Consider the following 17,482-nt stretch of genomic DNA (forward strand, 5'->3'; position numbering starts at 1 on the left):
AACAGCTGTGCACAATTTATGGACTGTACAGGACTGGCAACACGCCTACCAGAATAACAATATCCAGCTTAGTGACCTGATTGAGTATGTTGCCGGGTTGAATAATGAGGATCATGCCTGGATTTCAATTGCGACGGCAGCACAATTACAGGCACAAATTGATGCATTGACTGGTGCAGATAGTGCAAGCTTGCCACTTTATGGGGTGCCATTTGCGGTCAAGGACAATATTGATGTTGCAGGGTTCTATACCACAGTAGCATGTAAAGAGGCAGCTTATCTGGCGACTTCCGATGCAACAGCAGTAGCCAAATTAAAAGCTGCCGGTGCGATTGTCGTGGGTAAAACCAATCTGGATCAGTTTGCGACGGGTCTGGTTGGGGTGCGCTCTCCATACGGCGCGGTGAAGAACAGCTTTAATTCTGAATATATCAGTGGCGGTTCGAGTTCGGGTTCCAGTGTAGTCGTCGCAAACGGATTAGTGCCATTTTCACTGGGTACAGATACTGCAGGTTCAGGACGTGTACCGGCAGGGCACAATAACATTGTCGGGCTCAAATCGACCAAAGGCTGGTTCTCGACTACCGGCCTGATTCCGGCTTGTCGCACCATCGATGTGATTTCGATTTTTGCCTTAACGGTGGATGATGCCTGGCAGGTAGCGCAAGTCATGCAGGGCTATGATGCCAGCGATGATTATTCCAGAATGCATCCTCAGAATGTACCGAGCCAATTTTCAAAAGGGAAAATTGCCATTCCGGATACACTAGAATTTTATGGCGACGCCGAAACTGAAAAAGTATTTCAACTGGCAATCACACGTGCGCAAAGTTTGGGTTATACGGTTGAGCCGATTGATTTTACTCCATTTCAGCAACTGGCAGCGGCCCTGTATAATCGCTCTTGGGTGGCTGAACGTACCAGTGCCGTGGAAAAAATGGTGCAACGCAAGCAGACCCATCCGGTCATTGGTCAAATCATTGCGCAGGCAGACCGGTTCAGTGCGGTCGATGTCATGCAGGATGAATATGAACGCGCCCGCCTGAGCCGTGTTATTCAAAATACGCTGGCAGCGTATGATGCCTTGATGGTGCCGACCGCACCTACCATTTATCGTATTGCAGAAGTAGAAGCTGATCCTCTGGTCAAAAACAGCCACATGGGCGCTTATACCAATTTTGTCAATTTTGCCGATCTGTCGGCTTTGGCGCTACCAAATAGCATTCGTGCCGATGGTTTGCCAACGGGCGTGACCTTTATTGCGCCAGCCTGGATGGATGAGGCACTGGCCAAATTCGGGCAAAAATGGCAGCAGGCAAGCCAGTTAAAACTGGGAACTTCTGAACGCAACTATGAAAAAACAACTGAAATCTCATCGGGTCACAGCGTCAAACTGGCTGTCGTCGGTACACATCTGACCGGCATGCCGCTGAATTTTCAGCTGACCACACGTGGTGGCACCCTGATCAAACAGACCCGGACTGCTTCGCATTACAAACTCTATGCCTTAAAAAATACCACACCGCCAAAACCTGGCCTGCAATACAACGCGACAGGTTCCTCGATTGAAGTAGAGGTCTGGGACATTCCGCGTGCCCTATTCGGGGACATTGTTGCAGAAGTACCGGCACCATTGGGCATTGGCAATGCCCAGCTGATTGATGGTACTTGGGTCAAAAGTTTTATCTGTGAAGGTTATGCGCTTGAAGATGCCACAGATATCAGTCATTTCGGTGGCTGGCGCGAATTTATGAAATCTAGACAACTTTCAAATACCAAATTTAAATGTGAATGCATAGGGGAAGTCGCAAAATGATCAAAAAAGCACTGATGTCCGTTTCCGTACTGTCTGTAATCCTTTTTAGTGGCTGTGACAATACTGCAAAAATTCCTGCATCAAATACCAAAGCAAGTGAGAGTACGCAAAACCAGCCGATTCGGATTGGTTATAGCGACTGGCCGGGCTTTGTAGCCTGGCAGGTAGCGATTGAAAAAGGCTGGCTTAAAGAAGCAGGTATCAATGCCGATTTTAAGTGGTTTGATTATTCTTCTTCACTCTCTGCATTTGCAGCCAATCAGCTGGATGCCGTAATGGTCACTAATGGCGATAATCTGGTCACCGGTTCAGGGGGTACCAAAGGCGTGATGATCATGGCAACTGACTATTCAGCTGGAAATGATGTAATCATTGCCAAGAACGGAATTAACTCTATACAGGACTTGCGAGGAAAAACTGTTGCGACTGAAAAAGGTCTGGTGGATCACTTGCTGCTATCCACTGCACTGGATGATGCCAAAGTTGGCCTGAATGAGGTTAAGCTGGTCAATACCATGACCAATGAATTGCCACAGGTGTTTGCCACACCTGATATTGATGCGATTGCTGTATGGCAGCCGGTGGCAAATCAGGCTCTATCTGCGGTAGCTGGTTCAAAAATCATTTTTACCTCTAAAGATAAACCTGGCCTGATCTACGATACCCTGACTGTAAACCCGGCCCATCTGGAAGCCAATAAAGAGCAATGGAAAAAGGTAATTCAGGTCTGGGATAAAACCGTCAAATACATCAATGATCCGGCGACTCGAGAAGACGCTGCACAGATCATGTCCAAACGGGTCGGTGTTGACCCAAAAACCTATATGCAGTTTATTGACGGTACACATTTACTGGATCTGGCAGCCAACAAGAAAGTATTTACCAAAGGTAATGGTTTTGATTCAATTTATGGCTCAACCTATCATGTGAACAAGTTCAATGTGGCTAACGGCATTTATACAACGGAAATGAATGTGGATGGTGTGATTGTTCCAACTTTGGTACAAGAACTCAAATAGAGCTTGCCGCCTCATTCCGGAATGTAAACTAAAGCTATAAAAAATCCCCAGATTGGGGATTTTTATAGTCAGATGAAGATTAAAAAATTAAAGCTGCGTACTTTTGGAAAAGACATTGATAAAAATAATGCCAATGATCATAAACGCCAGACCGATCAGTGCAGGAAGATCCAGTTGCTGTTTAAATACCAGCAAGCCAACTGTTGAAATCAGGATAATACCAGCCCCTGACCAGATCGCATAAGCAATACCCATCGGAATGGTTTTCATAGTCAGTGACAGAAAAAACAGGGCAATTGCATAGCCGGCAATGGTGGCAAGTGAAGGCCAGAACACGCTAAAACCATTTGAAGCTTTGAGTGCAGATGTTGCAATAACTTCTGCAATAATGGCAATTGAAAGATATAAAAAAGACATATTTCTCCCTATAGCACCCGTTCTGCATGATGCATCAGGTGATCCTGTTCTGATTTCAGCCAGTTTTCAGCTTGTGTAGTCGTGGAGGTTGTATATTGAAAGTGGTAATCCGGCTGGTATATATCCAGCTCAAAAATCAGATCGATTTTACGGTCATCGAGAACCACACGCTGAATCAGACTGCTTTCATTGAGCACTTCAAAATTTTCCAGATTAAAGGCTTTGCCTGTTTCGCTTGTGCGGGTGCTGTAAGTTTTAGCTTGAGCATCAGTCCCGATAGAAACCTCAAAACTTTCCAACAAGGCAAACACGGTCGGATCGACAGCTTTAAAGTCCATTTGAGCGACTGCGCTTTGCACTTCAGGCAAACGCGTCAGGGCATAGGCAATATGATCAGCACAAATAATCAGGCCACCATCCATTTCCAGTGTCTGACCAGATTGCACTTCAATTGCAGACTGAAGCCGCAAGCTTAAAAACAGGCCACGTTGTACCTGCTGGCGCCAGTCTTCGACATAGACATGACTTGGAGAAAATTCCAGAATGCAGTTGCCAATCGCATGTAACTTGGCTGGTTCCGGCCACTGCACATGATTCTGGTAATTGGCGTAGTCTTTCACTTCCCAGGACAAAAGTTGGCTGGCGCTATCCCAAAGCGTATTGCCAATCCAGCCTTGGCGTTCCTGAACAGCTGTTCCTGTCTGGCTTTTTAGACGAAGATCAATGGTAAAACTGCGCGACTGAAACCAATACACAATGGTATTTTCATCAGTCAGGCCATTAAAAAAGCTGATGCTTTTACGCCGGAAAGCCCCATATAAAAAGTCCGGAATCATCTCTGGCTGAGTAGTCGTAGGTTTTAAAGTCTTAATCACTTCGAACAGATTCATGATGTTGTCTCCGCCTGTTCTTCAAGTCCAAAAGAGGAAAGTGGTACAGCATTTTTTAAGACCAATTCACCGCTAGCGACGCGCTGTTTTAAATATTGAAAGGTCTGGGCGGTCTGATTAAACAGGTGCTCACCACCAATCAGGGCAGCATATTTGCTGTTTTCAGTGTGAATAACCGGTTCAATCACGGTGTTATAATTGCAGGCACAAAACAGCGGAAATGAATAACGTTCTTCCGACACTTTTTTCACCCGATGCTTGGTGGCCAGATATTTACCATTGGACAGAATTTCCATCATGTCACCAATGTTCATCACCAGAGTATTTTCAATCAATGGAATATCGATCCATTCACCGGCTTTATTCAAAACCTGTAAGCCGGGTGCGGTCGGTAACAGCAAGGTAAAGCATTCGTAATCGGTATGGGCACCTATACCTTCGGCATCTTGCACTTCCGGATGATAGGGATAATGAATCAAGCGTAGCTGACTTGGTGCATCAGTAATTTTGCTTTCGAAAAAATCCTCACGAACGCCCAATGCCAGTGCAAAGGCAGAAAAAATCTGCTGGCTGATTCCACGCAAGTGGCCATAATACTGGCTGACAACAGTCTTGAAATCCGGATGGTCTGGCCATAAGGTAGGGCCAAGTAAAGGACAGTTTTTTTGTGTACCCTGATAATCATAATTGACATCATAGGCTTCTTTTAAATCATAACTGTTGCCTGCAAACTGTTCTTCGCCAATCGGCACATAGCCACTATGGTTTTTTGATTTGCCAATATAGTGCTGCATCTTGGTGTTTAGATCCTGAGAAAAATAGGACTGGGCCATTTCAATCAGGGCTTTGGCGTGATCAAAATTGAACTGGTCACCCTTGAGATAAAGAAAGCCAACCTCTTTACAAGCCTGATCCAGAGCATGAGCAACTTCAATACGATCAGCTAAATCCGGACTTTGCAATTTTGAAATATCAACCAGTGGGAGTACATATTGCGCTTGCATGACAATCACCTCTAATGTTGGTCGTCCAACACAGCGATTAAAACCTTCAGGTCGTCCCAAAGGCATTTTGAATAAGATTATTTCTTGCTGCTGACCTTGGTCATACGCGGAATGACCGGCAGTTCTGCCAGTGCCGGATCCAGTTCATCTTCTTCAGCATGCACCAGATGATCGACATGCTGTCTTAACTGTTTAAATTCTGGAGTCAGCATCAGTTCCGGGTGGCGTGGACGAGGGAGATCTACTTCAATAATTTCCTTGATTTCACCCGGATTGGCTTTCAGTGCCACAATCCGGTCAGCCAGTAAAATGGCTTCATCCATATCGTGAGTCACAAAAATGATGGTGATATCAATGTTTTGCCAAAGATCCATCAGGTGACGCTGCATTTTTTGCCGCGTATGCGGATCAAGTGCCCCAAAAGGTTCATCCATCAGCAGGATTTTCGGTTCATTGACCAATGCACGGGCAATCGCGACACGCTGTTTCATCCCGCCAGACAGCTCATGCGGATACTGGTTTTCATACTTTTCCAGACCAATAATATTGATCCATTCACGGGCCTGTGCTTCGGCTACTGCACTACTTTGGCCTTTCATGCGCGGACCAAACATGACATTTTCCTTGACGGTTTTCCATGGAAACAGGGTATAGCCCTGGAACACCATGCCACGCTCCGGACTTGGGCTGGTAATCGGCTGGCCATCCACCAGAATCTCACCACTGCTATAAGGGTCAAGTCCTGCAACTACACGGCTAAAGGTTGACTTGCCACAACCGGAAGGCCCAATCACACAGATGAACTCCCGCTTATGAATTTTCAAATTGAGTGCATTTAAAACCGTACGCTCGGTTTTGCCATGACTGAATTTTTGCGTCAGTTGCTTTGCTTCAAGAATCACCGGACGGGCGTAAATTTTGTCAAAGTATTCACGGGTATTAAATTCAGTGTGTTGCATTAGTTTGCTCCCGGTTTCCATTTAAATAGGCGCTGTCCCAGTTTCATTAAAATTAAATCGCAAACCAGGCCAATCACACCAATGATCAAGATAGCTGCGAAGACATTTGCAAAGTTCTGATAACGAGCCTGTTGGGTAATAAACCAGGTAATACCCGAGGTACTACCAATCAGTTCAGCCACGATTAAATAGGTCCATGCCCAACCCAGCAGCACGCGCAGATTACGATAAATTTCTGGCATGGCTGCCGGAATCACCACATGAAATAGACTTTTAATTTTATTAGTACCCAAAGTGAAACCGGCCTCAATCAGACTACGATCGACCAGACGTGTGGTATTGGCAATAATTAGAATTTGCTGGAACAGGGTGCCGATGACAATGATGGCTATTTTGGGTGCATCATTGATTCCTAAAATAGCGACGGCAAGCGCGCCAAAGGCCGGGGCAGGCAGGTAGCGGAAAAACTCGATAAAAGGTTCGGTCAACTGGGAAAGTTTATTGGAAAAACCACATAAAATACCGAGTGGAATACCAATCAGTGAAGAAATAAAGAATGCCGTAAACACCAGCTTGATACTGTGCCAAAGGCTTTCATGAAACCAGGGAACATTGGCCTGAGCAGGTGCAGTGGTAAAAGCTGTGACCAGTGCAGTTGCAACTTCGTGCGGTGCGGGCAAATAAATTGGATTGACGAGTATACCTTGCGGTGGAGCAAGACCTTGATCTATTGCAGACTGGGCAGCAGAAAAAAAGGTATTTTTATCAATACGACTATCAACCTGTAAATAGGCAACACTACCTGAATCCGTAATTTGGACTTGTGGATGCCAGATCCAGGGTAAATAACTGACTGCACACCAAATTAAAACTGGTATTAGAAAAGACCCCAAGCCAAATAGCAGTTTGTTTCTTGAACTGAGTTCATGTGCAACGTAACTCATAGTGTTGCCCCTCAATATTACAAATTTTATAAAACGTAATACTGATTAAGCAAAATGAATGCCAAGCCTACAAAGCAGAAGAGTAATTATAGAATTTCAAGCTAAAACTGGTTTGTATTTTTTAATTTAACTATATGTTTTAAAATAATAAATATAATTATATCTAAGGCGGTGGAAAAACAGATTACAAGGCTAATCAAAACCATCATATTAAACAAATAATGCATTTATTTAGGGCTTTATTCTTCTAGAAATAAAATAGTTCTAAATTAATTAATTTTTTCATTAACTTATTAAAACTACAAACAGGAATACTTAGAGATAAAACAAGTTAAGGTATAAAATTATACTTAAAAAGTTATGGAAAATTACAGATAAAAAGAAAATAATTATTCAGTATAGAGGGGGAGTACTTTTCATAATATAGACCCGGAGCTCAGCAGCAGTTTAGCTCAATGAATAACAATAATTTTGAATAATAAGCCTTATATTCACTAGATTTTGTTATTCAGGCGCCACGGATCAGGTGTAGAGCACAGTATGAGAAGAAGATTATATAAAAATGATAAGTACTAAACAGAAAAATGGTCCTGAACCGATACACAGGACCGACATGGAGGTAAGTATATGAGTAATCTCAATATACAGACAGAAGGAAGTATAAGTAAATCAAGTGTATATACCTGGTACGTCGTACTGCTGTGTATGCTGGCCTATATTTTTTCGTTTATTGACCGGCAGATTCTGGCACTGATGATCGAGCCGATCAAGGCTGACCTGAATCTGACAGACACCCAGTTTAGCCTGCTGCATGGTTTGGCTTTTTCCCTGTTTTATGCCTTTATGGGATTGCCACTTGCCTATATTGCTGACCGTTTTTCCCGGCCAAAACTGATTTCTATCGGAATTATTTTCTGGAGTCTGGCTACAGCATTCTGCGGACTCAGTAAAAACTTCGTGCAGCTTTTCTTGAGCCGTATGGGGGTCGGAATTGGTGAAGCTGCTCTGTCACCTGCTGCTTACTCGATGTTTAGCGATATGTTTAGCAAAGAAAAACTGGGACGTGCAGTAGCAGTTTATTCAATTGGTTCTTTTGTAGGAGGCGGCATTGCCTTTCTGGTCGGTGGCTATGTTATTGGATTGCTGAAGGACACAAGCCTGATTGATGTGCCATTTTTTGGTATGTTAAAAGCCTGGCAAATGGCATTTATTATTGTTGGATTACCCGGCATTTTTATTGGCCTGCTATTTATACTCACTGTGAAAGAGCCAAAGCGTAAAGGTCAGCGTCTTAATGCTCACGGTGAAGTAGAAAAAGTCAGTTTTAAATCCAGCTTCAGTTTTATTGGCAAGCACCGTAAAACTTTTACTTGCCATTATCTGGGTTTTACATTTTATGCGATGGCACTGTACTGTTTAACCAGCTGGACACCTGCTTTTTATATGCGGAAATATGGAATGACCCCGACAGAAGCCGGTTATATGCTAGGTAGTGTATTGCTGGTGGCTAATACTTTAGGTGTATTCTGTGCAGGCTGGCTAAATGACTGGTTTGTTAAAAAAGGCCGTAAAGATGCCCCTATGATTACAGGTGTTATTGGAATCACAGGGTTAATTTTGCCGATCATGTTTTTTACGCAAGTTGAACCATTATGGCTCTCTGTTACCTTGCTGGTGCCTGCAATGTTCTTTGCGTCATTTCCAATGCCTATTTCCACTACGGCGATGCAAATGCTGGCACCAAACCAGTTACGTGCTCAGATCTCGGCAATTTTTCTGCTAATCAGTAATCTGGTTGCAGTAGGAATTGGAACGACACTGGTTGCATTAATTACTGACAAAATCTTTGAAAATCCATTGATGGTAGGCATGTCTTTATCAATTGTTGGCGCAATTTCATGTGTAGTGGCTTTTCTGCTGCTGAAATTTGGCTGTAAAGCGTTTGCCCAAAGTATGCAAAAGGAACATGCAGCTTAGGAAGAGAACATATCATATTTATGCCTATTGCTTGCAGTAGGCATTTTTTATTTAAAAATAAATAAAACTTAGATGGAGCTGGAATATGAGCCTGATTTCACAACTAGACCGTCTGCATTATCTTGATCATTTTTTATTGTTCAGTTCGACCGACTATCACACTATTAAACAGCAGATCAGCCATTATCTGTGCCCCCATCAGTTTGAGGTAGATTCCAGCCAGATTCTAAATACGCGTCTTAATGGTTTTAGCTTTGGCACATCAGCACTCTATGATCTGAAATACAGTGCGCCTGTGGCAATTACTATAGATGAATCTTCTGCCCATTATCTGTTCAGAGTTACGCTTGAGGGCGAGTGCAAGATCGAACATGATGCCCGGCTGATTATACAGTCACCTGGTATTATGACGGTTTCACATCCCCATAGTAAAAATCGGATTATTACCAGCCAGCACTGTCGTAATATTATTCTGAAGCTGTCCAGACAGGAGGTTGATACACAGCTCTACAAAATGCTCGGCCATATGGTAGCAGAGCCACTACTGTTTGACTGCGGTATATCCTGTACGACAGAAGGTGTCGAGGCGATTATCGAAACTCTGAACTATCTTTGTCATGCCCATTACAACATCCAGCATTGGGATACTATTTCTGAAAGCTTCGGCCGATATCTGATTGAGCTGATTTTACTGAAGGTTCCGAATAATTATACTGCGCAACTGCAGCAAAGGGGGAAAGTTATATTACCTGGCTATATGAACAAAGCCAGACAGTATATTGCCCGGCATATCCGAAATAATATTGTACTGGCAGAGCTGGGCAAGCAGTGCGGAGTATCGGTGCGGACCCTGCAAAAAGGCTTTAACCAGTATTTCCATCAAACCCCAATTGACTATATTCGAGACTTGCGTATTAAACTCATCCATCATGAGTTACAGCATAGCCAAGCGCATGAAACTGTAACTGATATTCTGCTGCGTAATGGTATTAACAGTTTAGGGCATTTTTCTACACTTTATAAAAAACGGTACGGTTGTCTGCCATCACAGACTTTGAGGCAGGCACATCCGCATTGCTCATCTTATTTCGTAAACTGAACAATCTGTTCGTAATCGGGTAAGACAGCCCGATTTCTCCTGTTTAGCATCAAGTAAAAGCAGATCAGGAAAATTACCAATGAAAATTACGGTACTGGGCGGTGGCCATGGCTGTTATGCAGCAGCAGTAGAAATGGCTGAAAAAAATCACGAGGTAATATGGTGGCGCCGTGATACACAGGCTCTAAAGCGGCTAGCAGAAGCAGGCAAGTTAAAAATCAAGGACTATCAGGGTAACCGTTCAGTCAGTGTCGGATTTCAGAATAGTCAGATCACTTTATGTGAGGATTTACAGCAAGCGGTTCAACAGGTAGCGCTTATCGTTATACCTTTACCAGCGACAACTCATGAGGATCTGGCCCGACAGATAGCGCCCTACTTGCAGGAAGGACAAGTGGTTTTTCTGCCGCCGGGGACTTTTGGAAGTTATATCTTCGCGCAAGCCATGAAAGAGGCAGAAAATTATGCCCAAGTCGCATTTGCAGAAACAGGTACGTTACCTTATCTGGTCCGTAAACACGCTGCTGACCAGATTGTGGTGAGTGGCTACGCTACCCGATTACCTACCGGTGTTTTTCCGAGCCAGTTATCTGAGCGGGCTTTTCAGATACTTCAGCAGGCTTATCCGAGTATTGAGCCACTTGAAAATAGCCTAAGTGGAGCACTGATGAATGCCGGACCAGTAATCCATCCACCCCTGATACTAATGAATGCCGGAGCACTAGAGTATTTTGAAACCTGGGATATTCACAATGAAGGGACTCAACAGTCTATTCGCAGGGTGACTACTCAGCTGGATACTGAACGTATTCAAGTTCGTGAAGCGCTTGGTTATAGTGCACCACATTTTCCTCTGGCAGATCATTATAATAAAGAAGGAGAGGGTGATGAGTGGATGTATGGCCGCGGGGCACATGGAAAATTGACCGACAGTGGAGACTGGCGTGAAGATATCGATCTGCATACCCACCGATATATGCTCGAAGATACCAAGTTGGGGTTGTCTTTTCTAGTTTCTGTTGGGCGCTGGGCTGGAGTACCGACACCGGTTGCCGAGGGTTTACTGAATCTTGCCTCGGCAGTCACAGGAGAGAATTTCTATCAAACTGGTCGTACCCTGGAAAATCTGCAACTAGCACAAAAAAGCCGTCAGGAAATGTCTGCCATTTTACAGCAGGGAGCCTGATATGCAGTTAATCAAACAAATTGCTGTGGTTGGAGCAGGGCGTATGGGGAAGGCAATTTCGATTGCTTTTGCCTATGCAGGATTAAATATTCAGTTGATAGATGCCAGAGAACGCGATCCAGAAGAATTCCATATATACAGACAGAAGATTATTAGCGATATTTCTCAGGAGTTGCAGCTCTTGGTTAGTATCAACTTTATTCAGGAAACATACGTTGAAACTATTTTAAAACGTATTGAAGTAACCAGCAGAAATAAATCACAGAACTTTTTAAGTCATTGTGAGCTGGTAATGGAAGCTGTCCCTGAGCTTAAAGAGATTAAACAGGAAATATTTAAATGGCTGGATCAGTATCTGCCATCAGAATGTATTGTTGCATCTACTACTTCGACTTTCTTGGTGAGCGAGATTGCCCAGATGCTTTCTGTACCGGAACGGGTAATCAATGCACATTGGCTAAATCCGGCTTATCTGATGCCTTTGGTAGAGTTAAGCCGGACAGCAGAAACCTCAGATTTAGTGGTAGAGCGCCTTAAAGCATTTTTAAAAATTATTGGTAAGGTACCCGTCGTATGTCAGGCCAGTGCGGGCTATATTGTGCCGCGTATTCAGGCACTGGCCATGAATGAAGCTGCCCGTATGGTTGAAGAAGGTGTAGCTTCGGCAGAAGATATTGATATTGCGATTAGAACCGGATTTGGCCTGCGTTTTTCTGTACTGGGCCTGCTTGAGTTTATTGACTGGGGTGGAGGTGATATTTTGTTTTATGCTTCACAGTATCTGGAAAAAGAACTGGGTACACGTCATAGCGCTCCGGCTATTATTGCTGAAAACATGCAAAATAAAAGAAATGGGCTACGTGAAAAACAGGGCTTTTATAATTATCATACAGTAGATATTGATAGCTATAAATTACAGGTATTGAAGGCCTTTACCACTCGCATTGCTGTAGCAGGTCTACAGCCTGAACCGGATATTTTAAAGCATCCGGTATCAATAAATAAGACTGGCATCAATTAGAAGGCATCAGGTCAAACAATTTTTTTAACTGCTTGTTTAAGTCATGCAGCTCATCCTCTTCAAAAGCATGCAGAATTCCGGCCAGGGTTACCTGGCTGATCTGGTTGATCTGTTCAACCATCTGCTGGCCTTTTTCAGTAAGTTTCACCATAGACACCCGCTCATCAAGTTGTGAGGAAAAAACTTCCACAATATCGTCTTCAACCAGACGATAAACAGCTTTGGTTGCGGTCGTCAATTTAATTGTTGAAAGATTGGCAATTTCAGTAATACTGGCTTCACTTACTGCATTTACACTTAAAATAATTTTACGTCGGGTATTATCTATTCCTAATTTTTTTATAGATTTTTCAATAAGTTGAGTATATTTCCCATTAATTTGAGAAATCCAGAAAAATGGGAAATTTTTTAAGCTATTTGGATCTTTATTAGGTAAAAACTGTTCTAGCTGACTCAGCATGACAAAGCCATATCTTTGAAAAAATGTAAATTCATTATAAACAAAATTATGAAATATTTTCTTTCTTATCATTCATAAAAGTTACTTGACAATTACATTAAATTTTCAGATATTAAGCTTATAAAATAAAAATACATGGAAAAGTGAATGAATATTATCGCACAGGAAGTCCATGAAGGTACAGGTGCACTGAAAGTCATGGTTAAGGACTCTATCGACATTCGGGGCCTAAGAACTATGGCAGGAAGTAAGGCACTCATGGAGGTAGAGCCTGCATTGGCAAATGCAGAAGTTGTAGACCTTATTTTGAAAGCTGATTGCGTCATAACTGCAAAAACCAATCTGCATGAACTGGCATTTGGTATTACAGGAATTAATCCTGTATTTGGTACACCTGTTAATCCAAAGTATCCAGATCTGATTCCAGGGGGATCATCCAGCGGTTCGGCTGCCGCGGTGGCTGCTGGCCTGGCCGATTTTAGTCTGGGCACAGATACGGGCGGTTCTATCCGCATGCCGGCAGCCTGCTGTGGCGTATTTGGTTTTAAACCCAGTTTTGGGCGGGTAAGCCGTAAAGGTGTTTATCCTGTGCAAAGCTCACTGGACTGTGTCGGACCATTTGCCAGTTCAGTCGAAATGATTATTACCGCAATGCAGATTATTGACCCTACTTTTAAGTCTTCAGAAAAAATCCAGCATCAACCTAAACTGGCGGTACTTAATGTAGAAGCGGATTCAGCAGTCTGGGATTGTGTTAAAGACTATCTGACTCAGACAAATTTAAAAGTAGAGCCAGTACAGGTAACTACGTTTAGTGAAGCCTTTCAAGCCGGGATGCAGATTATTAATTATGAAAACTGGCAAGCTTATGGAACGCTTACAGAAAGCGGAAAAATCAGTCCAGATGTTCAACAGCGACTACTTAACGCGGCGAAAACGACTTTAGAGCAGGTTCGGCAGGCAGAAGATGTAAAAGCCAGGTTTACTCAGGAAATTGATGAGCTACTTGAACAGTATGATGTCCTGATTCTACCTACCTTACCGCAGATACCCCCTAGAGTGGCAGAGGCTGAAAATACTGTAGCATTTTTAAATCTTACTGCACTGGTGCGTCCATTCAATTTATCAGGTCATCCTGCTTTGAATATTCCTTTACAAACTATGACAGGTATGCCAGTGGGCTTGCAGTTGGTAGGCAGGAAAAATGCAGACGAGCAGCTATGTGCGGTCGCGGATTTTATTATTAAGGCAGCGCATTAAATGACAAGGAGTTAGCTAATGAATCAATTATCTGCCAAGGAATTGGATATAAAAGTCAGGCCAGTGGTCAATCTGGATGCCTTATGTCAGGAAATTCGTGAGCGCGCCTGCACTGGAGAATTTGATAATCAGGCGTATGTCAGCCAAGATATTATTGAGCGCTTGAAGCAGTTGGGCGTATATCGTGCTTTGGTACCACGACGTTTTGGTGGAGATGAGTGCTCACCACGTCAATTCTGCGAACTGATTGAAAAGCTGTCTATGGCAGATGGTTCAGTCGGTTGGGTTGCAAGCTTCGGCATGAGTCCGGCTTATTTGGGCAGCCTGCCTGAAACTACTCTTCAGGAACTTTACAAGGATAGCCCTGATATAGTTTTTGCAGGGGGGATTTTTCCACCTCAGCCGGCAGAAATTACGGATAACGGGGTTTTGGTCAAGGGACGCTGGAAGTTTTCAAGCGGTTGCATGGGCGCTGATATTGTCGGCGTGGGTATTGCACCACGAAAAGATAATGAAGCACATGGCCTGCCACGTATGGCAGTTATGCCCGCCAGTAAAGCTAAAATTGAAATGACTTGGGATACTGTGGGCCTGAAAGGAACGGGCAGTCATGACCTGGTTGTGGAAAATGTACTGGTACCCAAGGAATGGACCTTTGTTCGTGGTGAGCCTTCAAAATTACCCGAGCCATTTTTTAAGTACCCATCATTATCTTTAGCCACTCAGGTATTAACGGTGGTAGGGATTGGAGTGGCCGCTGCAGCCCTGGATGAGTTTAAAAAGCTTGCACCGGGTAAGGCATCAATTACGGGCGGGACAGAGATCGCTCAGCGACCAGTCACCCAATATGAATTTTCCCAGTCAGAAGCCGAATTTCTGGCTGCCCGAACCTGGTTTTATCAGACTATGGATGTGGTATGGAAGGAAGTAAGTGAAGGGCGCAAACCAACCGCCCAGCAGGTTAGCGATATGCGGTTGTCATGCACACATGCTGCCCGTATAGCAGCCAAAGTCGCCCGAAAGATGCAAATGCTTGCCGGTATGACCGCGATCTATACCAATCATCCGTTTAGCCGTTTTGTAAATGATACCAACGTGGTCACCCAGCATGCCTTTATGGGAGACGCTACTTTACAAAATGCAGGTGCAATCAGTTTTGGGCTGAATCCGACACCCGGCTATTTATAAACTTAACGCATTATTTAAAAAAGGAATCTTGAAATGGAAGCGAAAAAGACTTTACGTGTGCTGTTCTGTATGGGGATTAACCAGAACTTTTTTGATGCAGAGCCAGCAGAAGCTAAGGCAGTCTGGGCTGCTTTTGGTGAAATGTGGCACGGTATTCATGACCTCCCGGGCGTAACCGTATATGGAAGTTTAGACGATGACCAAAGTATGGTAGGGCCAAGTGCTGGCTGGCCATGGACAACCTACTTGTTGGCAGATGTGCCAGATATAGAAACGGTTCATGCAGCCTGCAACCTGTTTAGAACCACAGTGGTAGGAGAAGGGCCATTCAAGCTCTGGAAATACTGCAAGGTTGAAGCACGTGTAGGCCGTGAACTGGTGATCCAGCGTTAAGGATGAACAGAAATGACTGATGGAGTAGTCTTGGCCTCTGTATTAATGCGGCTTGAACAGCTTGAGGCACAAAATGCGATTCGTAACTGCATAAACCGTTATATGGAAATCTGCGATGCTCTAGATGCAGATACTGACCTGAACGAGTTAATGGGCCTGTTTGACCGTCACAGTATCTGGGAAGGAATCGGAGAAAAATACTCCAGGTCCTTCGGTCAGTTTGAATCATGGCAAGCAATCTATGACATGTTCAAAAGCTATACCCAGAAAGAATCACATTTTGTCTTGAATGCGCACTTTGTCAGCTCAGAACAGATTGATATCAATGGCTATGAGGCGACAGGTCGCTGGCTGATGTTACAGACCTCGACCTTCCGTGATACCCATAGCCACTTAAATGCAGCCAGGCTCACTGTGAAATTTAGAAAACAGTATGACGGTTTGTGGAAAATCAAGCATTTCCAGACTGAAAATATATTTAGCCGTCCTGTTTCGCATTGGAACAGTGAAGCTGAACTGCCAGTACCGGCTCAGGAATGAAGACAGGAAAAATTTAAAAGGACAGTTGCCATGAATAGTATTATTCCGATGCATAACATTGATACCGATTATAATGAACTGGTCCAGCATGACCGTGTCCATACTTCTTTGTATAAAGATGAAAAAATCTTTGAAGATGAAATGGAAAAAATTTTTTATAGCACCTGGGTCTGGGTAGCCCATGCCAGCGAAATTCCTGAGGCGGGCAGTTATAAAACGATTAATATTGGTAAGCAGCCAGTCGTGGCTGTACGGGACCGTAAAAAGAAAGTTCACGTTTTATTAAACCGTTGCCGTCATCGTGCCGCTACCGTGTGTGAACATAAAAAGGGCAAAACCAATAGTTTTGTCTGTCCTTATCATGGCTGGAGCTATGCCTTGGATGGCAGCCTGCGTGGTGTGCCCTCACCAGAGAGTTATGGCGAATGTCTGGATAAATCTGAATTCCCTCTGATCAGCCTGCGCGTTGAAGAATATAACGGTATGATTTTTGCCTCATTTAAGCAGGACATTCAATCTCTGGAAGAATTCTTGGGGCCAGCCAAGAAATGGATCGACCTGTTTATGAAACAGGGTGCCGGTTATCCGGTCAAGGTGCTAGGCGAACATCGTTTCCGCTTTCCGGGTAACTGGAAAATACAGCTGGAAAATACAACTGATGCCTATCATTTTCCATTGGTGCACAAGTCATTCTTAAGCTCGGTTGATGATAAAACTGAAGAGTTATTTAATTTTGAAAATCAGCCAGGTTTTGTAGAAGATTTAGGCAATGGCCACAGTGTTATGGTCATGATACCTGAGCTGGTTGACCTTGAAGAAGACCTGATGGAACGTCCGATTCAGGAACGTTTTGAAGAATTGGCACAGGCCCTGCGCAATGAAGGGCATGAAGAACTACAAGTGCGACGTATTGTCCGTGCAGTAGGAGGCTCGGGTTTTAACCTGAACCTGTTCCCTAACATTGCCTGCTCTATGGCATTTTTCCGCGTTTTACAGCCAGTTTCAGTCAAGGAAACTGAGATTCATCATTCGGTTATTACCATGGATGGCGGCCCACAGATTGCCAACCAGTATCGCTTGCGGTTGCATGAACATTTTCAGGGACCATTTGGATTTGGTACACCTGATGATGCAGAAGCCTGGGAACGTGTACAGCATGGAGCCAGTGCCGGAAATGATTTATGGATCATGTTAAACCGCGGCTTGCCAAGTGAAGTTAAAACTGAGGATGGTTTAAAAAGCGATGTCAGTGCTGAGACAGGTATGCGCGGTGCCTATCAGCAGTGGAAAAAGATGATGACGGCTTAAG

Annotated in this window: 17 protein-coding genes; 11 read left to right on the plus strand and 6 right to left on the minus strand. The window is 43.9% G+C overall.

Annotated features, from left to right (window positions below; translation table 11 throughout):
- The first annotated feature begins 7 nt into the window (after positions 1-7).
- Positions 8-1,816 (plus strand): allophanate hydrolase, encoded by a 1,809-nt coding sequence (gene atzF / locus ABZP31_RS03965; protein WP_367156914.1) that lies wholly within the window; start codon positions 8-10, stop codon positions 1,814-1,816.
- Positions 1,813-2,835: an ABC transporter substrate-binding protein gene (locus ABZP31_RS03970; protein WP_017400899.1), complete on the plus strand. Its 1,023-nt coding sequence runs from the start codon at positions 1,813-1,815 to the stop codon at positions 2,833-2,835. Before atzF ends, ABZP31_RS03970 begins: the two co-directional genes overlap by 4 nt.
- A gap of 87 nt (positions 2,836-2,922) precedes the next feature.
- Here ABZP31_RS03970 and ABZP31_RS03975 read toward each other — a convergent pair whose 3' ends face one another.
- The 5 genes from ABZP31_RS03975 to ABZP31_RS03995 all read right to left on the minus strand — a co-directional run bounded on the left by ABZP31_RS03975 (position 2,923) and on the right by ABZP31_RS03995 (position 7,049).
- The gene (locus ABZP31_RS03975; RefSeq protein ID WP_005025131.1) at positions 2,923-3,252 is read right to left on the minus strand and encodes an SMR family transporter; all 330 of its coding nucleotides are present in this window, start codon (positions 3,250-3,252) and stop codon (positions 2,923-2,925) included.
- An 8-nt stretch (positions 3,253-3,260) separates the two neighbouring features.
- Positions 3,261-4,142: a hypothetical protein gene (locus tag ABZP31_RS03980; protein WP_005025133.1), complete on the minus strand. Its 882-nt coding sequence runs from the start codon at positions 4,140-4,142 to the stop codon at positions 3,261-3,263.
- Entirely contained in the window at positions 4,139-5,146 is a 1,008-nt protein-coding gene (locus ABZP31_RS03985) for a 2OG-Fe(II) oxygenase family protein (RefSeq protein WP_005025134.1), read from the minus strand. Before ABZP31_RS03985 ends, ABZP31_RS03980 begins: the two co-directional genes overlap by 4 nt.
- Positions 5,147-5,223: 77 nt before the next feature.
- Positions 5,224-6,105 (minus strand): ABC transporter ATP-binding protein, encoded by an 882-nt coding sequence (locus tag ABZP31_RS03990; protein WP_005015262.1) that lies wholly within the window; start codon positions 6,103-6,105, stop codon positions 5,224-5,226.
- A complete protein-coding gene (locus ABZP31_RS03995) occupies positions 6,105-7,049 on the minus strand; it encodes an ABC transporter permease (protein ID WP_005025137.1) in 945 nt (314 codons plus the stop codon). The genes ABZP31_RS03990 and ABZP31_RS03995 overlap by 1 nt, the downstream gene beginning before the upstream one ends.
- Before the next feature lie 627 nt (positions 7,050-7,676).
- On the opposite strand from ABZP31_RS03995, the gene ABZP31_RS04000 reads away from it, so the two are divergent.
- The 4 genes from ABZP31_RS04000 (at position 7,677) to ABZP31_RS04015 (ending at position 12,332) form a co-directional block, all read left to right on the plus strand.
- Positions 7,677-9,026: an MFS transporter gene (locus tag ABZP31_RS04000; protein WP_106438627.1), complete on the plus strand. Its 1,350-nt coding sequence runs from the start codon at positions 7,677-7,679 to the stop codon at positions 9,024-9,026.
- 85 nt (positions 9,027-9,111) lie between these two features.
- Positions 9,112-10,125 carry an AraC family transcriptional regulator gene (locus ABZP31_RS04005; RefSeq protein WP_005025139.1) on the plus strand — a complete coding sequence of 338 codons (1,014 nt, stop codon included), beginning with the start codon at positions 9,112-9,114 and terminating at the stop codon, positions 10,123-10,125.
- Between the two features lie 79 nt (positions 10,126-10,204).
- The gene (locus ABZP31_RS04010) at positions 10,205-11,311 is read left to right on the plus strand and encodes an NAD/NADP-dependent octopine/nopaline dehydrogenase family protein (RefSeq protein ID WP_005025141.1); all 1,107 of its coding nucleotides are present in this window, start codon (positions 10,205-10,207) and stop codon (positions 11,309-11,311) included.
- A gap of 1 nt (position 11,312) precedes the next feature.
- Positions 11,313-12,332, plus strand: a complete 1,020-nt coding sequence (locus tag ABZP31_RS04015; RefSeq protein WP_017400900.1) for a 3-hydroxybutyryl-CoA dehydrogenase — start codon at positions 11,313-11,315, stop codon at positions 12,330-12,332.
- Here ABZP31_RS04015 and ABZP31_RS04020 read toward each other — a convergent pair.
- Positions 12,325-12,792 (minus strand): MarR family winged helix-turn-helix transcriptional regulator, encoded by a 468-nt coding sequence (locus ABZP31_RS04020; RefSeq protein WP_005015243.1) that lies wholly within the window; start codon positions 12,790-12,792, stop codon positions 12,325-12,327. The genes ABZP31_RS04015 and ABZP31_RS04020 overlap by 8 nt on opposite strands.
- Before the next feature lie 147 nt (positions 12,793-12,939).
- On the opposite strand from ABZP31_RS04020, the gene ABZP31_RS04025 reads away from it, so the two are divergent.
- Genes ABZP31_RS04025 through ABZP31_RS04045 form a run of 5 tightly spaced genes read left to right on the plus strand, consistent with a single transcriptional unit; the run spans position 12,940 to position 17,481 of the window.
- A complete protein-coding gene (locus ABZP31_RS04025; RefSeq protein WP_017400901.1) occupies positions 12,940-14,052 on the plus strand; it encodes an amidase in 1,113 nt (370 codons plus the stop codon).
- A gap of 18 nt (positions 14,053-14,070) precedes the next feature.
- On the plus strand, positions 14,071-15,240 hold the full coding sequence (locus ABZP31_RS04030; RefSeq protein WP_017400902.1) for an acyl-CoA dehydrogenase family protein: 1,170 nt from the start codon (positions 14,071-14,073) through the stop codon (positions 15,238-15,240).
- A gap of 33 nt (positions 15,241-15,273) precedes the next feature.
- The gene (locus ABZP31_RS04035) at positions 15,274-15,633 is read left to right on the plus strand and encodes a hypothetical protein (protein WP_005015237.1); all 360 of its coding nucleotides are present in this window, start codon (positions 15,274-15,276) and stop codon (positions 15,631-15,633) included.
- 12 nt (positions 15,634-15,645) lie between these two features.
- Positions 15,646-16,173, plus strand: coding sequence for a nuclear transport factor 2 family protein (locus ABZP31_RS04040; RefSeq protein WP_017400903.1), 528 nt, complete (start codon positions 15,646-15,648; stop codon positions 16,171-16,173).
- Positions 16,174-16,203: 30 nt separating this feature from the next.
- Entirely contained in the window at positions 16,204-17,481 is a 1,278-nt protein-coding gene (locus tag ABZP31_RS04045; RefSeq protein ID WP_017400904.1) for a Rieske 2Fe-2S domain-containing protein, read from the plus strand.
- Position 17,482: the final 1 nt, after the last annotated feature.

The sequence above is a fragment of the Acinetobacter sp. FL genome (assembly GCF_040744925.1).
Taxonomy (GTDB): Bacteria; Pseudomonadota; Gammaproteobacteria; order Pseudomonadales; family Moraxellaceae; genus Acinetobacter; species Acinetobacter radioresistens.

Coding starts and splice junctions, on each gene's coding strand:
- ABZP31_RS04040 (WP_017400903.1), top strand. CDS start 15,646: ATGACTGATGGAGTAGTCTTGGCCTCTGTATTAATGCGGCTTGAACAG.
- ABZP31_RS04030 (WP_017400902.1), top strand. CDS start 14,071: ATGAATCAATTATCTGCCAAGGAATTGGATATAAAAGTCAGGCCAGTG.
- ABZP31_RS03970 (WP_017400899.1), top strand. CDS start 1,813: ATGATCAAAAAAGCACTGATGTCCGTTTCCGTACTGTCTGTAATCCTT.
- ABZP31_RS04000 (WP_106438627.1), top strand. CDS start 7,677: ATGAGTAATCTCAATATACAGACAGAAGGAAGTATAAGTAAATCAAGT.
- ABZP31_RS03990 (WP_005015262.1), bottom strand. CDS start 6,105: ATGCAACACACTGAATTTAATACCCGTGAATACTTTGACAAAATTTAC.
- ABZP31_RS03975 (WP_005025131.1), bottom strand. CDS start 3,252: ATGTCTTTTTTATATCTTTCAATTGCCATTATTGCAGAAGTTATTGCA.
- ABZP31_RS04035 (WP_005015237.1), top strand. CDS start 15,274: ATGGAAGCGAAAAAGACTTTACGTGTGCTGTTCTGTATGGGGATTAAC.
- ABZP31_RS04025 (WP_017400901.1), top strand. CDS start 12,940: ATGAATATTATCGCACAGGAAGTCCATGAAGGTACAGGTGCACTGAAA.
- ABZP31_RS03995 (WP_005025137.1), bottom strand. CDS start 7,049: ATGAGTTACGTTGCACATGAACTCAGTTCAAGAAACAAACTGCTATTT.
- ABZP31_RS04010 (WP_005025141.1), top strand. CDS start 10,205: ATGAAAATTACGGTACTGGGCGGTGGCCATGGCTGTTATGCAGCAGCA.
- ABZP31_RS04020 (WP_005015243.1), bottom strand. CDS start 12,792: ATGCTGAGTCAGCTAGAACAGTTTTTACCTAATAAAGATCCAAATAGC.
- ABZP31_RS03985 (WP_005025134.1), bottom strand. CDS start 5,146: ATGCAAGCGCAATATGTACTCCCACTGGTTGATATTTCAAAATTGCAA.
- ABZP31_RS04015 (WP_017400900.1), top strand. CDS start 11,313: ATGCAGTTAATCAAACAAATTGCTGTGGTTGGAGCAGGGCGTATGGGG.
- ABZP31_RS03980 (WP_005025133.1), bottom strand. CDS start 4,142: ATGAATCTGTTCGAAGTGATTAAGACTTTAAAACCTACGACTACTCAG.
- ABZP31_RS04005 (WP_005025139.1), top strand. CDS start 9,112: ATGAGCCTGATTTCACAACTAGACCGTCTGCATTATCTTGATCATTTT.
- ABZP31_RS04045 (WP_017400904.1), top strand. CDS start 16,204: ATGAATAGTATTATTCCGATGCATAACATTGATACCGATTATAATGAA.